The 22373-nt window shown below is 64.6% G+C and carries 20 protein-coding genes; 11 read left to right on the top strand and 9 right to left on the bottom strand.

The genetic code is table 11. The features are described 5' to 3' along the window. Window positions 1-55 precede the first annotated feature (55 nt). Genes AB7535_RS05170 through AB7535_RS05160 form a run of 3 tightly spaced genes read right to left on the bottom strand, consistent with a single transcriptional unit; the run spans window position 56 to window position 2108 of the window. Window positions 56-649: a GNAT family N-acetyltransferase gene (locus tag AB7535_RS05170; protein ID WP_063984735.1), complete on the bottom strand. Its 594-nt coding sequence runs from the start codon at window positions 647-649 to the stop codon at window positions 56-58. After that, window positions 646-1728 carry a PHA/PHB synthase family protein gene (locus tag AB7535_RS05165; protein ID WP_085404377.1) on the bottom strand — a complete coding sequence of 361 codons (1083 nt, stop codon included), beginning with the start codon at window positions 1726-1728 and terminating at the stop codon, window positions 646-648. Before AB7535_RS05165 ends, AB7535_RS05170 begins: the two co-directional genes overlap by 4 nt. Continuing rightward, complete coding sequence (locus AB7535_RS05160; RefSeq protein ID WP_085404378.1) at window positions 1725-2108, bottom strand: hypothetical protein; 384 nt, start codon at window positions 2106-2108, stop codon at window positions 1725-1727. The genes AB7535_RS05165 and AB7535_RS05160 overlap by 4 nt, the downstream gene beginning before the upstream one ends. 164 nt (window positions 2109-2272) lie before the next feature. Between AB7535_RS05160 and AB7535_RS05155 the strand changes: the two genes are divergently transcribed. Then, window positions 2273-3187: an alpha/beta fold hydrolase gene (locus AB7535_RS05155; protein ID WP_085404379.1), complete on the top strand. Its 915-nt coding sequence runs from the start codon at window positions 2273-2275 to the stop codon at window positions 3185-3187. A gap of 124 nt (window positions 3188-3311) precedes the next feature. Next, window positions 3312-3776, top strand: coding sequence for a nuclear transport factor 2 family protein (locus AB7535_RS05150; protein WP_085404380.1), 465 nt, complete (start codon window positions 3312-3314; stop codon window positions 3774-3776). Window positions 3777-3875: 99 nt separating this feature from the next. On the opposite strand, the gene AB7535_RS05145 is transcribed toward AB7535_RS05150, so the two are convergent. The 6 genes from AB7535_RS05145 to AB7535_RS05120 all read right to left on the bottom strand — a co-directional run bounded on the left by AB7535_RS05145 (window position 3876) and on the right by AB7535_RS05120 (window position 11610). Continuing rightward, window positions 3876-4550 carry a spermidine synthase gene (locus AB7535_RS05145; RefSeq protein ID WP_085404381.1) on the bottom strand — a complete coding sequence of 225 codons (675 nt, stop codon included), beginning with the start codon at window positions 4548-4550 and terminating at the stop codon, window positions 3876-3878. A gap of 30 nt (window positions 4551-4580) precedes the next feature. Beyond that, window positions 4581-7817 (bottom strand): bifunctional cytochrome P450/NADPH--P450 reductase, encoded by a 3237-nt coding sequence (locus AB7535_RS05140; protein ID WP_085404382.1) that lies wholly within the window; start codon window positions 7815-7817, stop codon window positions 4581-4583. A gap of 131 nt (window positions 7818-7948) precedes the next feature. Next, a complete protein-coding gene (locus tag AB7535_RS05135; protein WP_028146842.1) occupies window positions 7949-8944 on the bottom strand; it encodes an alpha/beta fold hydrolase in 996 nt (331 codons plus the stop codon). A 10-nt stretch (window positions 8945-8954) separates the two neighbouring features. Continuing rightward, on the bottom strand, window positions 8955-10505 hold the full coding sequence (locus tag AB7535_RS05130) for a WS/DGAT/MGAT family O-acyltransferase (RefSeq protein WP_028157105.1): 1551 nt from the start codon (window positions 10503-10505) through the stop codon (window positions 8955-8957). A gap of 46 nt (window positions 10506-10551) precedes the next feature. Further along, entirely contained in the window at window positions 10552-11352 is an 801-nt protein-coding gene (locus tag AB7535_RS05125) for an esterase/lipase family protein (protein ID WP_085404384.1), read from the bottom strand. Next, a complete protein-coding gene (locus AB7535_RS05120; protein ID WP_071915885.1) occupies window positions 11353-11610 on the bottom strand; it encodes a DUF6489 family protein in 258 nt (85 codons plus the stop codon). It abuts the gene before it with no gap. Window positions 11611-11995: 385 nt separating this feature from the next. Here AB7535_RS05120 and AB7535_RS05115 point away from each other — a divergent pair, with 385 nt between their 5' ends. The 9 genes from AB7535_RS05115 (at window position 11996) to AB7535_RS05075 (ending at window position 22358) form a co-directional block, all read left to right on the top strand. Beyond that, on the top strand, window positions 11996-13591 hold the full coding sequence (locus tag AB7535_RS05115; RefSeq protein ID WP_085404385.1) for an ABC transporter substrate-binding protein: 1596 nt from the start codon (window positions 11996-11998) through the stop codon (window positions 13589-13591). 104 nt (window positions 13592-13695) lie between these two features. Continuing rightward, complete coding sequence (locus AB7535_RS05110) at window positions 13696-14676, top strand: ABC transporter permease (RefSeq protein ID WP_063984746.1); 981 nt, start codon at window positions 13696-13698, stop codon at window positions 14674-14676. Between the two features lie 10 nt (window positions 14677-14686). Continuing rightward, window positions 14687-15658 (top strand): ABC transporter permease, encoded by a 972-nt coding sequence (locus tag AB7535_RS05105; protein WP_085404386.1) that lies wholly within the window; start codon window positions 14687-14689, stop codon window positions 15656-15658. 28 nt (window positions 15659-15686) lie between these two features. Then, window positions 15687-16673, top strand: a complete 987-nt coding sequence (locus AB7535_RS05100) for an ABC transporter ATP-binding protein (protein ID WP_085404387.1) — start codon at window positions 15687-15689, stop codon at window positions 16671-16673. After that, complete coding sequence (locus tag AB7535_RS05095; RefSeq protein ID WP_085404388.1) at window positions 16670-17659, top strand: ABC transporter ATP-binding protein; 990 nt, start codon at window positions 16670-16672, stop codon at window positions 17657-17659. Before AB7535_RS05100 ends, AB7535_RS05095 begins: the two co-directional genes overlap by 4 nt. Window positions 17660-17746: 87 nt before the next feature. After that, window positions 17747-19552 (top strand): gamma-glutamyltransferase family protein, encoded by a 1806-nt coding sequence (locus AB7535_RS05090; protein WP_085404389.1) that lies wholly within the window; start codon window positions 17747-17749, stop codon window positions 19550-19552. A gap of 9 nt (window positions 19553-19561) precedes the next feature. Next, complete coding sequence (locus tag AB7535_RS05085; RefSeq protein ID WP_085404390.1) at window positions 19562-20272, top strand: DUF1028 domain-containing protein; 711 nt, start codon at window positions 19562-19564, stop codon at window positions 20270-20272. Then, a complete protein-coding gene (locus AB7535_RS05080) occupies window positions 20269-21258 on the top strand; it encodes an ABC transporter ATP-binding protein (RefSeq protein ID WP_135215964.1) in 990 nt (329 codons plus the stop codon). Before AB7535_RS05085 ends, AB7535_RS05080 begins: the two co-directional genes overlap by 4 nt. Beyond that, the gene (locus AB7535_RS05075) at window positions 21258-22358 is read left to right on the top strand and encodes an ABC transporter ATP-binding protein (RefSeq protein WP_085404392.1); all 1101 of its coding nucleotides are present in this window, start codon (window positions 21258-21260) and stop codon (window positions 22356-22358) included. Before AB7535_RS05080 ends, AB7535_RS05075 begins: the two co-directional genes overlap by 1 nt. The last annotated feature ends 15 nt before the right edge of the window (window positions 22359-22373 follow it).

The following is a 22373-nucleotide window of genomic DNA, read 5'->3' as shown; positions in this document are numbered from 1 at the left end:
AGGCAATTTGCCGCCTCCCTGGCCAGACGGGTTCCGGATAACGAGCCGGCCGCCCCTAATGCTGGACGGCACCCGGCAGCCCATAGGCCTCCATTTGGGCCTGCACCTGCGCAATATTGTGCCCGAGCACGACAATGTCGTGGGTCTTGCCGTCGACGTCCCGGACATGGTCCCGCAGCAGCGCCTCGGCCTTGAAGCCGAGGCTCTCGAACAAGGCGATCGCCGCCTGCTGGTCGACCGTCATCTGGACCGAAAGCTTTTCCAGGCCGGCGCCGAGCGCGAGCGCAAAGGTCTCCTGCGAGAGCGCCCGCCCGACCCCCTTCCCGCGCACGTCGAGGGAAACAACCATCCGGATCTCGCCGACATGGGGCGACCAGGAATGCGGATCGCGCACCAGCGTGCCGCAGCCGACGACCTTGGCGTCCCTGACCGCGAGCAGGCTGGTAATCGCGCCGCGCTCGATCTCCTTGACCCAGGCCGAGAGCACCTTCGGCTCGCTGATGTTGCGCGGCAGGAACAACAGATCATGGGTCGGCAGGCCCTTGCCGAAGGCCAGCATCGCGGCCTCGTCCGCAGGCGACATCAGGCGGATCTCGATATCGCCAGCGTCGGTCTTGACCTGACGCGGATAGGAACGCTGCTCACTCATGTCGATCTCTTCCCCAGCCAGGAATCCAGTTTCGGCCACAGCCGTTTCACAGCGTTGGCGCCGGCGACAAGCGAGACGTGACCGCCCTTCAGCATCACCTCTTCCTTGTCATCGGATCCGATCTTCGCGATCAGGTGTTTTGCGGCGTCATACGGCACGATGTGATCGTGCTCGGCGACCGCATGCAGGAACGGCACCTTGATGTCTTCGAGCTTCGCCGCGCGGCCGCCGACCGACATAGTGTCGTTGAACAGTTTGTTGTCCCACATCAGATCCTTGGTGATCGTGCGGAAATACTCGCCCGCAAGCGGCAGCGTGTCGGTCGCCCAGCGGTCGAACATGCGATACGATTTCACGAACTCATCGTTCCAGATGTTTTCCCAAAGCTGGATCTGGCTCGCCGTGCGCGAGGCCGGGCGCAGCATCTCGAACGAGGACAGGATCATCTCCGGCGGCACGTTGCCGACGCTGTCGACGAGGCGGTCGACGTCGAAATAGCGGCGGTCGGAGAAATTGGAGAACAGCTTCATCTCGCGAAAGTCGATCGGGGTGGTGAAGCAGATCAAATTCTTCATCGGCCCGTCCTTGTGGATCGAGCCGTAGAGCAGCGACAGCACGCCGCCGAAGCAATAGCCGATCACCGAGACGTCCTGCTCGCCGGAATCCGCCTGCACGCGGCGGACACAATCCGGGATGAAGTCGAGGACGTAGTCCTCCATGCGCAGGCTCTTCTCCTCCGGCCGCGGCGCGCTCCAGTCCAGCATGTAGACGTCGTAGCCGCGCTTGAGCAGGAACTCGATGAAGCTCTGACCAGGCACGAGATCGAGGATGTAGCCACGATTGGTGGTCGCCATCACGATCAAGACCGGTACGCGGTAGATCTCGTCGGACATCGGCCTGTAGTGATAGAGGCTCATGGTGCCGCGCGAATGCAGCACGTCCTTCGGCGTCGAGCCGAGCGAAGGGCCCGAAGTCGAGAAATATTCGACGCCCTTGATGCTGCGCTGGATGGCGCGCTGCACCTCGGACTGGATGCGATCCGGGATCGATGCGAGATCTAGTCCGGTGGCTGCATTCATGTCTGCTCTCCGCCCTCGGACGGCGGGCGCCTGGTGCGCGGCGGTCGCAATGCCGTATCGGAGCCCTGAGATACGCCGGAACGTGCCGCCATCTGGCTCAGCATCCACTTGATCTCACCGATCTGGCCTTCGATGGCTTGCAACCTTTCGGCAAGGCCAGTGACCTGATCGCGGCTGGGCAGGTTCATGGAGACCAGATATTTTTCCATGAGCTCGCCGAGTTGCTTCTGAGCACCTGCAGCAACCCCTCCCGCGCGGTTCATCGCCTGTGAAAACTCGGGCGACGACATGGCCTGGTTGGCGAAGGAGTTGAACCCCTTCTCCATCTCACCAACCATCTTCTGCCACATGGCGACGGGGTCATTGGTCTTGTCGGTCATCGGCGTCCTCCTGATATCGAGAGCTGCGATGCCCTTCTTTTTTCGCCATACCACACCGTTGCGAGGGAGCGGTCAACCGGCAGGTCGCGCGGTGCGGCGCACACGGCTTCTTTGCGGCGGCAAACCGTGCGATACAGCATCGATCAGCAGGAGGGAACGCGCCCGTGACCACCCATCAGCCGCCCCAGAGCATCCGCGCCAACGGCATCGACATCTGCTACGAGATCTTCGGCAACGACAATGCCGAGCCGCTACTGCTGATCATGGGGCTCGGGGCGCAGATGATCCACTGGGACGATGCGTTCTGCGAGCAGCTCGCCGTGCATGGCTTTCGCGTGATCCGCTTCGACAATCGCGACATCGGCAAGTCGAGCCATCTGACGGGCGGCAAACGCCTGACGCCGCTCGAGCTGCTGAAGCTGCGCTTTCTCAAGATTCCCGTCGCCGCGACCTACAAGCTGATCGACATGGCGAAGGACACGGTCGGCCTGATGGATGCGCTCGGCATCAAGTCGGCGCATCTGGTTGGCGCCTCGATGGGTGGCATGATCGCGCAGGAGGTGACGCTGTCGTTTCCAGAGCGCGTGCGCTCGCTCACCTCGATCATGTCGACGACAGGCAATCCGCGCGTGCCACCGCCGACACGCGAGGCCTCCGCGATGCTGATGGCTCCGCCGCCGCAAAGCAAGGAGGAGTTCATCGTCCGCTTCGGCGAGACCTGGAAGGTGCTGCGCGCCGGGTCCTTTCCGGAAGAGGAAGCGCTCGACCCCGATCGTGCCGAGCGCGTGTTCGCGCGCGGCCTCAATCCGGCCGGCGTCGGCCGGCAGCTCCGCGCCGTACTCGCCTCCGGCAGCCGCAAGGAGCGGCTGCATGGCGTGAAAACACCGACGCTGGTCATTCACGGCACCGTCGATCCGCTGGTGCGGCCCGAAGGCGGCAAGGACACCGCAGAGTCGATTCCCGGCGCAAAGCTGTTGATGATCGACGGCATGGGCCATGCGCTGCCGATGCGCTTCTGGCCCGACATCATCCGCGCCATCGACAAGCACGCTCATGGGGCGGCGGCGCAGGCGGCGTAAACGCGACCGGTCTCCTCGCGGTGACCATGTGAGCTTCCGGTTACTCTCTTAACGTGAGCCGGCGCGAAAGCTATACAGGCCTCCCTCAATCGCAAGACAGAGGCTGCGGCCTCTCGGAGTTCACATGCATCTCATCGTCCGGCCCGTCGCAATGATTGCGGCTTCCATTCTCATGCTGTCCCTCAGCAACGGCGCTGCGCTGGCCGCCAGCGCGCAGGAAGAAGCCAACCGCGCCGCCGTGCTGGCCTTCTACGAGAAGGGCCTTAACCAAAAGGACGCCGACGCCGCCCTCGCCTATGTCGGCAACCGTTATGTCCAGCACAATCCGAACGCGCCCGATGGTCCGGACGGTTTTCGCAAGTTCATCGGCTTCCTGCGCGAAAAGTTCCCGAGCTCGCACAGCGAGATCAAGCGCTCATTCGTCGACGGCGACTTCGTCATCCTGCATGTCCACTCCGTTCGCGAGCCCGGCAGCAGGGGCCGCGCGATCGTGGATATCTTCAAGCTGGAAAACGGCAAGATCGTCGAACACTGGGACGTTGTTCAGGACATCCCGGAAAATCCGGCGAACAACAATACGATGTTCTAGAGCCGTAGCCCGGATGAAGCGCAGCGTAATCCGGGACCACTCTTTGCGGATCGACCGCCCCGGATTTCGCTTCGCTCCATCCGGGCTACAAATCGCCGCCTAGCTCTTCCGCGCAATCCAGATTACATGGCGCGCGCCGCCGCCTCGTCCGGTGGCCCGGACATTGACTTCGTTCACATCGAAGCCGGCGCTGCCGAGGCGCTTGGTGAAGGCCGGGTTGGGTCCCGACGACCAGACGGCGAGCACGCCGCCCGGCCGCAGCGCCACCTTCGCCGCTTTCAACCCGCTCGCATTGTAGAGTGCGTTATTGCCCTTCCGGGTCAGCCCCTCCGGCCCGTTGTCGACGTCGAGCAGAATGGCGTCGAAGGCCGACCGCTGCGCGCGGATGATCTCGCCGACATCGGTTTCCCGGATCTTCACCCTGACATCATCGAGACTGTCGCCAAAGACCTCGGCCATCGGGCCGCGCGCCCAGGCGACCACCGCCGGCACGAGCTCGGAGACCACGATCTTCGCCTTGCTCCCGAGCACAGTCAGCGCCGCGCGCAGCGTAAAGCCCATCCCGAGGCCTCCGATGAGGACAACGGGCTTTGCGACCTTCTCGATCTGCTTCGCCGCCAGTGTCGCGAGCGCCGCCTCAGAGCCCGACAGGCGGTTGTTCATCAGCTCGTTGGTGCCGAGCTTGATGGAGAACTCCTTGCCGCGCCGCATCAGGCGGAGCTCCTCGTCGGAGCCGGGGATTTTTGCGGTGTCGATCTTTTCCCAGGGAATCATGGGAAAGCTTTAGCACGATCGGACGAACAATCACCCTCCCGCCCAGACGTCCAGCACATAGCGGTTCTTCGCGCCCATCTCCTCGATCCAGCGCACAGCTGTGGCGGCATCGCTGCCGCTCTTCTCGCGATGGATCGCAACGAGCGCGGCCTTCACGTCGGGCTCCATCTTGCCGCCATCGCCGCAGACATAAATGATCGCGCCCTGCTCGATCAGCGGCCAGACCCTGTCCTTCTGCGCGGCAAGCATGTGCTGCACATAGGTCTTCGGTCCATCTGCACGCGAGAATGCCGTGAAGAGCTCGGTGATGCCGCTTGCCGCCAGCCCCTTCAGCTCCTCCGCGTAGAGAAAATCCTGGTCGGGATGGCGGCAGCCGAAGAACAGCATGGCCGGACCGAGGGCGGCGCCTTTCGCCTTGCGCGCAGCGCGCTCCTGGAGGAAGCCGCGGAACGGCGCAAGCCCGGTGCCCGGGCCGATCATGATGATCGGCACCGATGACTCATCCGGGAGCCGGAAGCCGGCCTTGGTCTCGCGCACGGTGGCATAGATCGCATCGCCCGCACGCCGGTTGGAGAGATAATTCGAGCAGATGCCTTTGTAGACACCGCGCCCGGAGGCGGCCGGCCCTTCGACCACGCCGACCGTGACGCTGCATCGCGCCGGGTCGACCGACGGCGACGACGAGATCGAATAGTAGCGCGGCGCCAGCAGCGAGAGCATTTCCAGGTAAACGTGGAACGGCAACTCGCAGGCCGGATATTCGAGCAGCATGTCGAACACCGATTTGCGCCCGGCCAGAATCTCGGTGCGATAGCGCTCGAGCGGCTCGGCCTCCTCGCCAACGAAGGCCAGCAGCTTAGGCTTGGTGACCGGGCAGCGGGTGTGCTCTGCCATGATCTGGATCTGCTTCCGTGTCGCCACCTGCTGCAGCTCGACGAACTCGCTGAGCAGGCGTCCGACCGAGACGGCATTGCCGACCGGCAGCTGCGCGCGGCGGCCTTCGGCGACCTGAAGCCTGATCTGGTCCGCCGGCAGGAAGCCGAAGCGACGGGCAACCGAATCCACCAGCGTCGGATCATTGCGCGGGACCACACTCAGATGATCGCCGACGCGGTAGGTGATGTTGGACGGCAGCTGCACCTCGATATGGCGCGTCGAACGCTCGGACGGATTGGCGCTGGACTTGTTCTGAAGCTCGTCATTGACCAGCACCTTCATCGCGACAGCACCGCCCTGCGCGACGATGGTGTTGACGGCGGTTACTGCGACAGGCTCGATCGCATAGAGCGGATCGTCCTCCGCGGTGCGGGTGAAATTCCAGTCGATGCCGAATTCCTTGGTGGCGACCTGCGCGGCCGCAGGGAACCATTTCTGGAACTGGCCGTCGAGATCGCTGCGCGCATCGCCTTCGCCGCGCGGATAGACCGCGCGCGCACCATGCTTCGACAATTGCTCGTCGATGAAGCGCGGCACCGATTGATAGGTCGCCGCCCAATCGCTGTTGCCGCAGCCGAACACAGCGTAGCGCACATTGGCAAAGGCATCCTTCGGCAGATCGTCGCCGAGCCATTTGACGAATTGCGTCGCATTGTCAGGGGGCGCGCCGTTATAGGAGGCGCAGATGATCAGCACGCCACCCTCCTGCGGCAGCTTGCCGACGTAATCGTCGAGCGGCCCGAGATGCACGGCAAAGCCGTTGATCTCGGCAAGGTCGGCCATGCGCGTCGCGAGCTCCTCGGCCGTGCCGAGATTGGAGCCGTACAGCACCAGCATCGGCGTATTGTGGCCGGGCCGCGTCGTCGGCTGACGAGGCGCCCGCGGCCCCGAGGACGCAGCTGCGACAGGACCGCCATAGGCGCCGCGCTCGCGATCGGCGCGCGGACGTACCTTGATCTTGAAGCCTTCCGGCTTCATCGTCAGCGTTTCCTTCAGATGCATCTGATAGCGCTGATGGTCGATCAGCTTGAAGCGCTGGAGGATCATGCCGAGCGCGAGTGCCGCCTCGTGCATCGCAAAACCGCGGCCGATGCAGGCGCGCTGGCCATTGCCGAACGGCTTCCAGGCGTTGATCGGCCGCTTGGCCTCCGCCTCGCGGCTGAAATTCTCGGGATCGAAGGCGTCCGGATTCGGACCCCAGACCGAGGGATCGCGATGCAGCGCCGTCACCAGGATGGTGATGAAGGTGCCCTTCCTAAGCCTGTACTGGCCGCCGCCGATAGTCTCGTCGTTCAGCGGCGAGATGCCATAGGCCGGCGCCGGCGGCCACAGCCGCAGAGCTTCCTTGAGGATCTGCGTGATGTAGGTGAGCTGCGTCACCTGCTGGTAGGTCGGCTTCGCGTTGACGTCGGGGCCGAAGACGCGGTCGACCTCGTCATAGGCCTTCTTGAGAATGTCCGGGTGCTTGAGCAGAGCGTAGAGCGTGTAGGACAGCAGGCCACTGGTGGTCTCGTGCCCCGCGATCAGGAACGTGTTGATCTGGTAGCGGATGTTGATGTCGTCAAGCTGCTCGCCGGTCGAACGGTCGACGCCGGTCATCATCGCGGCGAGCATGTCCTTCTTGTCGTCGATCCCTTCGGCGCTCTTGCGGCGCTCGGCGATGATCTCGTCGACCATCTTGTTCATGAAGGCGACGTCTTCGGCGAGCGTCTTCCGGCGCTTCTGCATCCAGAGCTGCTCGAACGGCAGGCCGCGCGTCATCATGATGGTTTCGAGCGAGCGCACCAGCGACTCGACGAAGGGATGGTAGTCGCGTCGATAGAAGGAATTGAAGCGGTACTCGAAGCCGCACAGGCCGATTGTGTCCAGCGTCAGCGCGGTCATGTCATGGACGACGTCGATCTCGTCGTCGGCGTTGAGCCGTTCCCATTTGTTGACGAGCTGCTCGGCGATATCGACCATGCTCGGGTGATAGGACTGCATGGCGCGGTTGCCGAACGGCTGAAGCAGGATGTTGTGCGCCTTGCTCCAGTTCGGCTCCCTGGTGTCGGCCGTGAAAAGGCCGTCGCCGCCGACCGCGCGCACGCGGCGCAGCGCACCGCGCACCGTCTTGTCGAAGCGCTTCTCGTCGGACAGCTCGTCGACGAGATCATGGCCGGAGACGACGACGATCGGCGAACCCATCATGTCGAGCCAGAAGATCGGCCCGAGCTCCTTGGCAAGCCGGGTCAGGTGCTGCACCGGCGCGGCCGAATCCAGCGACAGCATGTTGCCGACCACCGGCTTGGTCGGCGGCTGCGGAATCGGGTCCAGACGGTTCTTGGATGACATCGAAATGTAGTCCCCCTGCCTCAATGTCGTCATTGCGAGCGAAGCGAAGCAATCCAGAATATATCCGCGGAGGCAGTCTGGATTGCTTCGTCGCTTCGCTCCTCGCAATGACGCGTTCGCAACGACGAGCGCTAACCAAACCGCCTTCTACGCCATTCGATCAGCTTGGCGCTGACCTCTTCCGGCTTCTCCTGCTGCGTCCAATGGCCGCTGTCGCGGACCAGGTATTTTTCGAGATCGGGAATCAGCTTGTCCATGCCATCGGCGGAAGACGGCGGCAACACCGCGTCGTTCTCGGCCATGATCATCAGCGACGGCACCCGCACCGTATGATCGAGCCCTTCGGCGCGCGTCCAGTTGCGCGACATGTTGCGGTACCAGTTGATGCCGCCGGTGAAGCCCGTTCTGGTGAAATTGTCGACGAACACCTTTTTCTCTTCCGGCGACAGGATCGGCGTGCGCGGATCGTGCTTCGCGTCGTAAGCCGCAATCATCTGCGGAAACGCCAGATTGACCCGCGGCGAAGCGCCCACGCCGGCAATCACTTCCTCAGCCGGCGCATCGGGCGGGCGCGGCGCCGGCTTGCGCATGAACGCATCGAATGTCTGCTCGACGCGACTGCCGAAGATCCTGTCGGGTTCACGCGCCGGATCCTGAAACTGCACGATGTACATCTTGTCGCCGAAGCGAGCGCGCAGCAGCTCGATCGGATCGGCCCAGGCACGGTTGGTGTGAGGCGTGTTGATGCCGACCACCCCCGCAACCCGGTCGATGTGCCGCAGCGGCATCTGCCAGACGATGAAGCCGCCCCAGTCGTGACCGACGAAGATGGCCTTGTCGATCTGGAGATGATCGAGGAGCCCAACGAGGTCGCCGGTCAGATGTTCGATGTCGTAGGCCTCGACCGGCTCGGGCCGGTCGGTCGCGCCATAGCCGCGCTGGTCCGGCGCGATCACCCGGATGCCGGCCTCGCTTAGCGCCTTGATCTGGTGACGCCAGGAGAAGGCGAGTTCCGGCCAACCGTGGCACAGCACCATCGGCGGCTTGTCGCTGACCGGGCCCGCCTCGTAGTAGCCCATGCGGATTCCGTTCGTCTGCACGAACTTGAGCGGTGGCATCTCAATCATCGCAATATTCCTACTCTGCGGCGCCCTTGACGTCGGCCGCCGGCGGCGCGTAGGCCGCCTCCAGCGCGGCGAACTCCTCCGGCAGCATGTCGCACATCACCTGCACGTGCGGAATGATGTTGGCGCCGACGATGAAGCCGAAGTCGAGCTGGTCGCGATAGCTCTGCACGGTGATGTTGAGCGCCTGTCCATGCGTCGAGATCGACACCGGGAAGATGTGCAACAGCTCCGCGCCGGCGGCATAGAGCGTCTGCCGCGGCCCCGGCACGTTGGACACCGTGATGTTGGCCGCCGGCGGCAGCACATCCGACAGGTTCGAGCGGCTGTAGAGCAGCGCCAGAACCTGCACCATCATCGGCGCACCCAGCATCGAGATGTTGGAAATCTGCGGCATCAGGGCCCGCAACGGATGCGACATCTCCTTGGACTTGGTCGACTGCGCGATGATCGCCTCCAGCCGCGCCTTGGGATCGTCGATATTGGTCGCGATCGAGCAGATCATGCCGAACACCTGGTTGTTGGCCTCGGTGTTGCCTTCCTCGCGCAGCGAGATCGGCACGGCGGCGGTCAGCGATTTCGCCGGCAGCGTGCCATATTGCTGGAGGTAGCGCCGGACCACGCCGGAGGCGAGCGCCAGCACCACGTCGTTGAGCTTGCCGCCGGCCTGCTTGGCGAGCGCCTTTGAACGCGACAGCGAGATCGAGACGCCGGCAAAGCTGCGTTCCGAGGAAATCGTCTTGTTCAGCATGGTCGGCGGCGACACCATGCTGGCGAGGCTTTCCCGGGATTTCGGATCGGAGATTTTGCCGAGCACGTCGGAGACGCTCTTGACCATGGTCGGGATGTTGCCGGCGAAGCGCACCGCGCTCTCGATCTGATACATCGCATTGTCGAACAGGATCGAGCCGATGTCGCTCTTGCCCGTGCGCGGCAATTGCAGGTTCTTCGCGGCGGCCGAGGCATCGAGCGGCTGGGTGAAGAGCTGCTGATAGGAATCGAGCAGGTTGGCGGCGATGTCGCGCGGCTCCTGTCCGGGCTTGCTGCCCGCCGTCGGCGGATCGACCTTCCGGGGGGTGGGCGAGATATCGTAGATCATGTTGGTCAGCGCCGCCCCGGCGCCGCCGTCTATGGCGGCATGGTGCATCTTGGAATAGAGCCCGACCTCGTTGTCCTTCATGCCCTCGAACACGTAGAACTCCCAGAGCGGCCGGGCGCGGTTCAAGAGCTTGGCGTGCATCCAGCCGACGATGCGTTCGAGCGTGGCGCGGTCGCGCGGCTGCGGCAGGCTGGCGCGGAAGATGTGGCGGTCGATGTCGAACTGGTCGTCCTCGACCCAGGAGGGATGATCGATATCGAGCGGCGCCTTCTCCAGCCGTGCCTTCAGGATCGGTGCGATGTGCAGGCGCGAGACGATCATCGCCTTGAAGTCTTCGAAGAAGTCGCCCTTGTAGTCGTCAGGCAGGCGAAAGATCGCCATGCTGCCGACATGCATCGGCATCTCCGGCGTTTCCAGATAGAGAAATGATGCGTCCAGCGACGACAGCTTCTTACCGTCAGCCATAGTTCCCTCCGCTCGTTTCGACGGGCGCCTTTGCCGGCGCTTCTCGTCAGGCCGATACTGCCCGTTCCGGCGGGGCATATGCAATGGCAAACGGCCCTGCCCGGTCGAACGGCCAGAATTCCCCCTCCGGTTGCGCCAGGCGGTCCGCCACGGCCCACAGCGCCGCGGGGTTCACGCCGAGCCCGATATGGCTCGCCAGGTGCACCTCGATGTTCTCGGCGCGGTCGGAGGGACGCAACAAACAGGTTCGCCAGTTCACGACACCGTCGGCGCGCGAATAGATCGACGTCGCCGGCACCGGCAGATCGCCGGCGATCGCCTCGCGCAGTTCGGCGAAATCCTCGACACGCTCGCCGGTCAGCGCTTCGTACAGCCGCGTGGCGTTGGTCGCCCGCACGTCGTTGGCAAACGGGCTGCCGAGCGTGACGACGTAACGGACCATCTCGGGCGCCTGGAGCGCGAGATCGCGGGCATAGACGCCGCCGAGACTCCAACCGACCAGGCTGACCTTGCGTCCGCTCGTGGCGTGGATTTCGGCAAGGCGCTTGCGCAGGGCTTCCCTCATCCGTTCCAGCCCACCGAGATTGCGCCCCATCCGCCAGGCATGCGCCTCATAGCCGAGCTCGCTGAGATAGCGCCGCATCGGCGCCATCGAAAGATCGCTGGCAAGAAAGCCCGGCAGCGCCAGCACCGGATGGCCGTCGCCCCTGGGCGCGCGCATCAGGAGCGGCGACAGCATTACGCTGGCGTTGAATTCGAAAAGTCCACGGGCTTCGGCCAGCAGCAGGCCGAGGCTCGGCGGACGAAGCCGGCCCGACCCCTGCGGCTCGTCCGGCCCGGGCGACATTTATTTCTTCTTGTCGCCGCTGCGCGGGCTGCCGAGACCGGCCATGGTGACGAACATGTCCTGAAACCGCTCGGCGATCTTGGGATCGAAGGTGAACCAGCTCTGGATCAGCGATTCCGGCGAGACCTTGTCGATATTGGACATCATCTGCTGTTGCAACTTGTCCATCACGGCGGTCTGCATCGGCATCACGTCGGGTAGTCCGAAGAACTGGCGGGCTTCAAGGGGGGTGCAGTCAATTTCGATGTTAACTTTCATGTCCCCTCCAGATGAGATTCGAGCGGCCTGTCGCAGTATCGCCGCGAGACGGTGTGCAACGCAAGCGACCTGAGGCTGGCGGCCGGCCTTGCTTCCGCGATCGGCGGATATGGTCAATGAAATCGCGCCCGCCATGAGCCCGCTTCCTCGGCGCCCGGCGGGGCACGAGGGCCCCGCGGCCGGGGACTTCACCGATCGAAAGTCGAATATCGCCCGCGAACCCCTCGCCGCCAGATTGTCGGCCAGCATTGCTGCACAGCGGCGCAACTTGGCGCGTTCCTTGCTGGAATGGCGCTTGCACGGGTCGTGGACTCTGGGCAACATGGATTGGGACGCCCGCCGAACAATCAAAAATCACGGCGCGGCAGAGTGGAGAGGGTCAAGAATGTCAGTCGGTCGAACTCTGTTTGCGGCGACGCTCGCCGGTACGTTTGCGTTGACGGTCTCGTCGGCGTCGAGCCAGACGCTACGTTATGCCAACCAGGGTGACCTGAAGTCGCTAGATCCCTATACCCTCAACGAGAGCACCACTCACGCCCATCTCGGTCACGTCTATCAAGGCCTCACCGCGCGCGACAAGGACCTCAAGATCATTCCGGCGCTGGCGGAAAGCTGGGAAACCCCGGAGCCGACCCGCTGGCGCTTCCATTTGCGCAAAGGCGTGAAATTCCACAACGGCGATCCCTTCACCGCCGACGACGTGCTGTTCTCGGCCGATCGCGTCCGCAAGAAGGGGTCCAACATGCAGACCCGCCTTGCTCCGGACGTCAAGGTGATCAAGGTCGACGACTACACCGTCGATTTCGTCCTGCCCTCGCCCAATCCCATCCTGCATAACGCGTGGGATGTCTGGTACATCATGGACAAGAAATGGGCCGAGGAGAACAACGTCGTCGACCCGACGCCGGTGGCGGCGACCACGCCGAGCTACGCCTCGCTCCACGAAAACGGCACCGGTCCCTTCATCATCGAGAGCCACCAGCCCGGCGTGAAGACGGTGTTCAAGGCCAATCCCAATTACTGGGGCAAGGTCGAAGGTAACCTGAAGGAGATCATCTTCACCCCGATCGCCTCCGACGCCACCCGCGTCGCCGCGCTGCTGTCGGGCGAAGTCGACGTCATCGAGCCGGTGCCGATCCAGGACATCTCCCGCGTCGATTCGAGCCCGAACGCCCAGGTGCTGAAGGGGGCGGAGCTGCGCACCATCTTCATCGGCTTCGATCAAGTCCGCGACGAGTTGCTCTACTCCAGCATCAAGGGCAAGAACCCATTCAAGGACATCCGCGTCCGCGAGGCCTTCTACAAGGCGATCGACATCGAGCTGATCAAGACGCGCGTGATGCGCGGGCTGTCGACGCCGTCGGCGTTGATGATCGCTCCGGAATTGTTCCTGCTGTCCAAGGAGTTCACCCGGCCGAAATTCGACCCTGAAGGCGCCAAGAAGCTCCTGACCGAGGCCGGCTACCCCGACGGCTTCGAGGTCACCATGGATTGCCCGAACGATCGCTACGTCAACGACGCCGCGATCTGCCAGGCCGTCGTCGGCATGCTCGCCCGCATCGGCGTCAAGATCAATCTGCTGGCGCAGCCCAAGGCGCAATACTTCGCCAAGGTGTTGAAGCAAGGCGGCTACCAGACCTCGTTCTACATGCTGGGCTGGACGCCGAGCACGATGGATTCCCACAACGTGCTCTTTGACATCATGGGCTGCCGCGACGATGCCAAATCCTCGCGCGGCGAAGCCAATCTCGGCGGTTACTGCAACAAGGAGTTCGACGCCATCACCGACAAGGTGCTGGTCGAAACCGACACCGCCAAGCGCAACCAGCTGATCAAGCAGGCCTACGAAATCGGCAACAAGGACTGGTCCTACATCCCGCTGCACCAGCAGGCGCTGGCCTGGGGCGTATCAAAGAAGGTCAACCTGCCGCAGCGCGCCGACAATCTGGTCATGTTCCACTGGGCGACCAAGAAGGAATAGCGACAGTTGAACACGAGGTCCCGGCAGCGTCAGGCTTCCGGGACCTTTCCTTTTCCGGCTGACAAAGACGTCAGCCAAACGCACACCCAAGGATAGTGGAAGGCATGCTCGCTTTCACTCTTCGCCGCGCCCTTCAGGCCATCGGCGTCATGTTCGCCGTCGGCATCATCGCGTTCTCGATGTTCCGCTTCGCCGGCGACCCGGTCAACCAGATCGTCTCGATCGATACGTCGGCGGCCGAACGCGAAGCCGTGCGCAAATCGCTCGGCCTCGATGATCCCGTGCCGGTGCAGTTCGTCCGCTATTTCGGCAACGCCGCGCAGTTCAAATTCGGCGTCTCCTATCAGTTCCGTCAGCCGGTCTCTACGCTGTTGATGGAGCGCATGCCCGCGACGCTGGAACTGGCGATCTGCGCGACCGTATTCGCAATGGTGTTCGGCATCCTGATGGGCGTCTATTCGGCGCTCAAACGCGACACCGTGCTCGCCAAATTATTCCAGGCGGTTTCGCTGATCGGCATCTCGTTGCCGACTTTCCTGATCGGCATTCTCCTGATCTATCTGTTCGCGGTGACATTGGGCTGGTTGCCCTCGTTCGGTCGCGGCGAGGTGGTCAAGCTCGGCTGGTGGACGACGGGGCTGCTCACGCTGTCGGGCCTGAAGGCGCTGATCATGCCCTCGATCACGCTCGGCCTGTTCCAGATGACCCTGATCATGCGGCTGGTGCGCGCGGAAATGCTGGAAGTGCTTCGGACCGACTATATTCGCTTCGCTCGGGCCCGCGGGCTGACCACCCGTGCCATCCATTTCGGCCACGCACTGAAGAACACGCTCATTCCCGTCATCACGGTGGCCGGACTACAGTTTGGCTCGGTTATTGCATTTTCGATCATCACCGAAACCGTATTCCAATGGCCCGGCATGGGACTTCTGTTCGTGCAGGCCGTGCAAAACGTCGATATCCCGATTATGGCCGCCTACCTGCTGATGGTCTCTCTGATTTTCGTCACCATCAATCTGGTGGTCGACATCCTCTACACCGTGGTCGATCCGCGCCTGCGCTCGACCATCGGCCGCGCCGCATGAGGCAGCCTCCATGTCCGACGTAGTCGCCTCAAATTCCGACAAGCAGAGCACGCTGCCGACGCATGCCGCCCGCAGCTGGCTCAGCCGCGCGCTCGACAGCGACATTTTCTATTCGTTCCGCCGCTCCAAGCTGACCATGGTGGCGGCGGCCATTACCGTGCTGTTCTTCCTGCTCGCGATCTTTGCATCGGCACTCGCGGTGCAGAACCCGTTCGATCCGGCGCAGCTGCAATTGATGAACTCGCGGATCTCACCGCTCTGGACCGCCGACGGCCAGAGCCCGTTCCTGCTCGGCACCGACGAGCAGGGCCGCGACGTGTTCTCCGCCATCCTCTATGGCTTGCGCATCTCGCTCGCCGTCGGCGTCGCCGGCGTGGTCTTCGCCGGCGCGCTCGGAATCGCACTCGGCCTGACCGCCGGCTATTTCGGGGGCGCGGTCGACGGCGTGATCATGCGGATCGCCGACGTGCAGCTGACCTTCCCCGCCATTCTGATCGCGCTGCTGATCAACGGCATCGCGAAATCGATCCTCGGCAACCGGCTGGATGCCAACAGCATGCTGGTGGTGCTGGTGATCTCGATCGGGCTTAGTTTCTGGGTCGGATATGCCCGGACGGTGCGCGGTTCCGTGATGGTCGAGAAGAACAAGGATTACGTGGCCGCAGCGCAGCTGATCGGCCTGCCCGCGCCAAAGATCATGCTGCGACACGTACTGCCCAACACGATGGGACCGATCCTGGTCATCGCCACCATCAACCTCGCGCTTGCCATCATCACCGAGGCGACCCTGTCCTTCCTCGGTGTCGGCCTGCCCGACACCATGCCGTCGCTCGGGACGCTGATCCGCATCGGCAACAACTATCTGTTCGCGGGCGAATGGTGGATCGTCGCCTTCCCCGGGCTTGCGCTCGCCGCGCTGATCCTGTCGATCAACCTGCTCGGCGACTGGCTGCGCGACGCGCTCAACCCGAAACTTCGATGAGCAAAGCTTCGATGAAAACGCCTCGCCCATGACCGAACCCGTTCTCTCCGTGCGCAATCTTCAGGTCGAGTTCGCCTCTCGCCGCGGCACGCTGCGCGCGATCGACGGCGTCTCGTTCGACATCGCCAAGGGCGAGGTGCTCGGCGTGGTCGGCGAATCCGGCGCCGGCAAGTCCGTCACCGGCCTGGCGGTGATCGGCCTGATCGATCCGCCCGGTCGCATCGCCGGCGGCGAGATTCGTCTCGCCGGCCAGCGCATCGACAATTTGCCCGCCGAGCAGATACGCCGCATCCGGGGAAAACGGATCGGCATGATCTTCCAGGATCCCCTCACCTCGCTCAATCCGCTGTACCGCGTCGGCGACCAGATCATCGAGACGATCAAAACCCACCTGAACCTGTCCGAGACGGCCGCCCGCCGCCGCGCCATCGACCTGCTCGCCGAGGTCGGTATTCCCGCGCCGGAAAAGCGCATCGACGGCTATCCCCACGAATTCTCCGGCGGCATGCGCCAGCGCGTTGTGATTGCGCTGGCGATCTGCGCCGAGCCCGAGTTGATCATCGCGGACGAGCCAACCACCGCGCTCGACGTCTCCGTGCAGGCGCAGATCATCTCGCTGATCAAGCGGCTCGGCCGCGACCACGGCACCGCCGTGATGCTGGTGACGCACGACATGGGCGTGATCGCGGAGACCTCCGACCGCGTCGCGGTGATGTATGCCGGCCGCGTCGCCGAGATCGGCCCGGTACAGGACGTCGTCAGGAATCCGCTGCACCCTTACGCCAAGGGCCTGATGGGCGCGATCCCGACGCTTGCCGGGGACGACAAGCGCCTGGTGCAGATCCCCGGCTCCATGCCGCGCCTGTCGGCGATCCCGCGCGGCTGCTCGTTCAATCCGCGCTGCGCCTTCGCCTTCGATCGTTGCCGGGTTGAACGGCCGGAGCCACTATCGCGCGGCACACAGTCCGTTGCCTGCCATCTCTACGACACCGTGCCTGCGGAGAGCGCGGCATGAGCACGCCCTTCGTCCAGGCCACAAATCTGCGCCGCGTCTTCGACGTCTCAAAACCCTGGCTCAACCGCGTGCTCGAAGGCGGGCATCTCGAATATCTCAAGGCTGTCGATCACGTTAGCTTCGACATCAGGAAGGGCGAGACCTTTGCTCTGGTCGGCGAGTCCGGCTCGGGCAAGACCACGGTGGCGCGGATGGTCGTCGGCCTGTTGCCGCCGAGTTCCGGCAACGTGCTGATCGACGGCATCTCGATGACCGATCCACGGCAGGCGCAGGCGCGGCGAAAACTGCGCCGCCGCATCCAGATGATCTTTCAAGACCCCTATGCGAGCCTGAACCCGCGCTTCCGGGTCGATGCCATCATCTCCGAGCCGATCCGCGCCTTCGACCTGATCCAGGGCGAGCGCGACATCCAGGCGCGCGTCGGCGAACTGCTCAGCCTTGTCGGGCTGCATCCCGACGACCGGTTGAAATTTCCACACGAATTCTCCGGCGGCCAGCGCCAGCGCATCGCGATCGCGCGAGCGCTCGCCTCCGATGCGGAGTTCATCGTTTGCGACGAGCCGACCTCGGCGCTCGACGTCTCCGTGCAGGCGCAGATCCTGAACCTGATGCGCGACCTCCAGGACAAGTTCGGCCTGACCTACATGTTCATCAGCCACAACCTCGCCGTGGTCCGCCACATGGCGAGCCGCGTCGGCGTGATGTATCTCGGCCGCATCGTCGAGATCGCGGAGGGACGCGAGCTGTTCGCCCGACCGCGCATGCCCTACACCAAGATGCTGCTGGGCGCCGTGCCCGATCTCGCAATGTCGGGCCGCCAGCGTATTCCAGTGAAGGGCGAGATCCCGAATCCGATCAATCCGCCGCCCGGCTGCGCCTTCAATCCGCGCTGCCCGCTGGCGTTCGATCTCTGCCGCAAGGAAGCCCCGGAACTGATCGCCGGCGTCGCCTGCCATGCGGTGAACACCGCGCCGGTCCCGGCGTGACGCGCGCGTGCCATGCGGCCTGCGCATTGGCGGCACGGCATTGCCTGTGATCAATTGCGCGCGCGACAAATAAGGTAGCGAAATCCCATGGCCAGCAACGTCAATCCCGATCCCTTCACGACGCGCCCCGAGATCGAGGGCACATTCGGGGTCGTCGCCACCACACACTGGATCGCGACCGCGGTCGGCATGGCCATCCTGGAAAAGGGCGGCAATGCCTTCGACGCCGGCGTCGCCACAGCGTTCACGCTCCAGATCGTCGAACCGCATTTGAACGGCCCCGGCGGAGACGTGCCCATCATCGTGCATGACGTCAAACGCGCACGCACCGAGGTGATCTGCGGCCAGGGCCCGGCGCCGGCGCGCGCCACCATCGCGCATTACAAGAGCGAAGGCCTCGACATGGTGCCGGGCACCGGCCTGCTCGCGGCCTGCGTCCCCGGCACGTTCGAATCCTGGATGATGCTGCTGCGCGACTACGGCACGATGCGCGTGCGCGACGTGCTGGAGCCGGCCATCTCCTACGCGCGCGACGGCTATCCGCTGGTCGAGCGCGCCTGCGCCACGATCCAGACCGTCGAGCAACTGTTCCGCAAGCATTGGCCGACCTCGGCGGCGGTCTATCTGCCCAATGGCGAAGTGCCGAGGCCCGGCACGCTCTTCACCAACAAGACGCTGGCTGCGACCTACGCCCGCATTCTCAGCGAAGCTGAGAGCGGCGGCGGTGACCGCGACGCCGAGATCGAGCGCGCGCGAAAGGCCTGGTCGCAAGGTTTCGTTGCGGAAGCCATCGACAAGTTCTGCCGCACCCAGGAAGTGATGGATGTCAGCGGCTCGCCGCATCGCGGCGTGCTCTCGGCCGACGACATGGCGCGCTGGCAGCCGACGATCGAGGCACCGCTGACCTACGACTATGGCCGCTACACCGTCTGCAAGGCAGGCGTCTGGAGCCAGGGTCCGGTGACGCTCCAGCAGCTCGCGCTGCTCAAGGGCTTTGCGCTCGACGGGCTAGATCCGACCGGGCCGGAATTCATCCACCTCCAGATCGAATGCGCCAAGCTCGCGTTTGCCGACCGCGAAAAATTCTACGGCGATCCCAAATTCAGCGAGATCCCGATCGCGACGCTGCTGTCGGATGCCTATAACGACGAACGTCGCAAACTGATCTCAGAGAAGGCATCGCTCGACTTCCTCCCCGGTTCGGTCGAAGGTTTTGGCGGCGTGGTCAAGCTGCGCCGCGCCGAGGGGCAGCGTGAGGCGGTCGGCGCGCTTGGCGCGGGCGAGCCGACAGTCGGGCGCTTCGGCGAGGTGCGCGGCGACACCGTGCATTTCGACATCATCGACAAGGCCGGCAACATGGTGTCCTCGACGCCATCGGGCGGCTGGCTGCAATCCTCGCCGATCATTCCGGAGCTCGGCTTCTGCCTCGGCAGCCGCGCGCAGATGTTCTGGCTGGAGGAAGACCATCCCGCCGCGCTTGCGCCGGGCAAGCGGCCGCGCACGACGCTGTCGCCGACCATGGCGCTACGCGACGGCGAGCCGTATCTGGCCTGGGGCTCGCCCGGCGGCGACCAGCAGGATCAGTGGATCACGCAGTTTTTCCTGCGGCACGTCCATTGCAACCTCAATCTGCAGGAAGCGATCGACGCGCCGGCCTGGCACTCCGAGCACTTCCCGATCTCGTTCTGGCCGCGCACCGCGCGCCCCGGCGTGCTCGTGGTCGAGAACCGCGTGCCGAAGGCGACGATCGAGAACCTTCGCGAGCGCGGACACATTGTCGAGGTCGGCCCCGACTGGTCGGAAGGTCGCCTCACCGCGGCCTCGCGCGTCGGGGTGCGCCGCCGCGCCGCCGCCAACCCGCGTGGCATGCAGGGCTACGCCGCAGGGCGCTGAAGGCAGCACATGACCTGGTCGATCATCGCGCGAGACCCTGCCACCGGCCAGTTCGGCATCGCTGTAGCTACCCGCTTCTTCGCCGTCGGAGCGCGCGTGCCCTACATCGCGGCCGGTCTCGGCGCCATCGCGACCCAGGCCTTCGTCAATCCCTATTACGGCATCGACGGCGTCAAGCTGCTGCGCGAGGGCCTGAATGCGCATAACGTTCTCGCCACCCAGCTCGCGACCGACGACGGCCGCGAGAGCCGCCAGATCCACATCATGGACGCCAGCGGCGCGATCGCCGCGCATACCGGGCGCGACTGCGTCGACTGGTGCGGGCACATCGCCGGCAGCGGCTTCTCGATCGCCGGCAACATGCTTGCCGGCGCCGACGTGCTCGACGAGACCGCGAAGACCTATATCGCCAATGACAGCCTGCCCTTCCCGCGCCGCCTGCTCGCCGCCATGCGCGCGGGCGAGGCCGCCGGCGGCGACAAGCGCGGCAAGCAATCCGCTGCGCTCCTGATCCACGGCGAGGAGGAATGGCCGGCGCTGGACATTCGCGCCGACGATCATCTCGATCCGCTGGGCGAACTCGAACGGCTGGAGCGCGTCAGTCAGGAACTCTGGGTGCATTTCCGCTCTTCCATGCCGACGCGGCAGAACCCGGCAGGCAACACCGATCGCAGCGTCATCGACGCCAGCATTGCTGCGAGCCGAGCAAGGCAATCATGAGCGCAAGTCCTCTCATCGAGATCAAGGATCTGCGCATCCGCTTCCACGGCGACGACGGCCGCGTGACCCACGCCGTCGACAGCGTCGATCTCAGCGTCGCCAATGGCGCGACGCTCGGCCTCGTCGGCGAATCCGGTTGCGGCAAGAGCGTGACGTCGCTGGCGATCATGGGGCTTTTGCCGAAGCAAAGCGCGGAGATCTCCGGCGTAATCCGCTTCGACGGCTTCGACCTGCTGAAGACTCCTGACCAGACGCTGCGCGACCTCCGCGGCAACCGGCTGGCGATGATTTTTCAGGAGCCGATGACGTCGCTCAACCCGAGCTTCACCATCGGCGACCAGATCATCGAGACCATTCTGCGCCATCGCGGCGGCTCCCGGCGCAGCGCGCGCGAGCGGGCCATCGAGCTGCTGCGGCGCGTTCACATCCCCTCGCCCGAGCGGCGGATCGACGAATATCCGCACAAGCTCTCCGGCGGCATGCGCCAGCGCGTGATGATCGCGATGGCGCTGGCCTGCGACCCGCGGCTGCTGATCGCAGACGAGCCGACCACCGCGCTCGACGTCACCCTGCAGGCGCAGATTTTGGAGCTGATGCGCGAACTGAAGGCGGCGAGCGGCGCCGCTATCATCCTGATCACCCACGATCTCGGTGTCGTCGCCGAAGTCTGCGACGAGGTCGCGGTGATGTATGCCGGCGAGATCGTCGAGCGCGCGCCGGTCGACGAGCTGTTCGCCATGCCGCAGCATCCCTACACCGTCGGCCTGCTGGGCTCGATCCCGCGGCTCGATCATCGCGCCGAGCAACTGGCCACGATCGAGGGCATGGTGCCGAACATGGCGCAGCCACCCGCTGGCTGCCGTTTCGCCGCGCGCTGCCCCTTCGTGCTGGACGCCTGCACCAAGGCGCCGCCACCGCTGGTCGAAGTCAGCCCCGGCCACCTCTCGCGCTGCATCCGCGCGCCGCTCGAACTTCTGGTGTCGTGATGGCGCTTCTCGAGGTCGAAGGCCTGGTCAAGCATTTTGTCGCCGGGCGCTCGCTGTTCGGCCGGGCACTGGGGCATGTCAAAGCGGTCGATGGCGTCAGCTTCTCTCTCGACGCCGGCAAGACGCTGGCCCTGGTCGGCGAATCCGGTTGCGGCAAATCCACCGTCAGTCGCCTGGTGCTGCGGCTGATCGAGCCGGATGCAGGCACGGTGCGTTTCGCCGGCCGTGACCTGCTCTCGCTGGACGCCGGGGCGCTCCGCGCCTTCCGCCGCGAAGCACAGATCATCTTCCAGGACCCCTACGCCTCGCTCAATCCGCGCATGACGGTCGGCCAGATTCTCGCCGAGCCGCTGGCGCTGCACGATCTGGTACCGCCGGCGCAACGGCGCGAGCGCGTCGCGGAAATCCTGCGACTGGTCGGCCTCGAGCCGCGGCTCGAGCGGCGTTATCCGCACGAATTCTCCGGCGGCCAGCGCCAGCGCATCGCCATCGCCCGCGCGCTCGCGGTCGAACCAAAACTGATCATCTGCGATGAGCCGGTCTCGGCGCTGGACGTCTCGATCCGCTCGCAGATCCTCAACCTCCTGCGCGAGCTGCAGGACCGGCTTGGGCTGGCCTACATCTTCGTCTCGCACGATCTGGCTGTGGTCAAGCACATCGCCGACCATGTCGCCGTGATGAATCTCGGCCAGATCGTCGAGACTGCCGAGGCGGACGCCCTGTTCGCGGCACCCCGCCATCCCTACAGCCGTGCGCTGCTGTCCGCGATCCCCATGCCTAAACCGCGGGCAAAGCGCAGCCGGATTGTGCTGCAGGGAGAGATCCCGAGCGCGCTCAACCCGCCGCCGGGATGCCGCTTCCACACCCGCTGCCCCTACGTCGTCGACCGCTGCCGCAGTGAAATGCCGCAGCTGGTGCCGGATGGCATCGGACATGCAACGGCCTGTCACCGAACGTCGGAACTGCCGTCCTCCGCGGCGATCGTCCCGTCCGACGGCGGCTTTTCGCCGGTCCTTGAAAAATTGGTCGCCGCCTTCAGCGGCGGCCCGGAAGCAGTCCGCGGCAGCGGGGTTAGTTCATTGGGAACGGACCCGGCATAGCCGCAAAACAGAGGT

The organism is Bradyrhizobium sp. 956_D2_N1_4 (assembly GCF_052076025.1).
In the GTDB taxonomy this organism is placed as follows: Bacteria; Pseudomonadota; Alphaproteobacteria; order Rhizobiales; family Xanthobacteraceae; genus Bradyrhizobium; species Bradyrhizobium barranii.
This window is presented reverse-complemented; position numbering and strand designations above follow the sequence as displayed.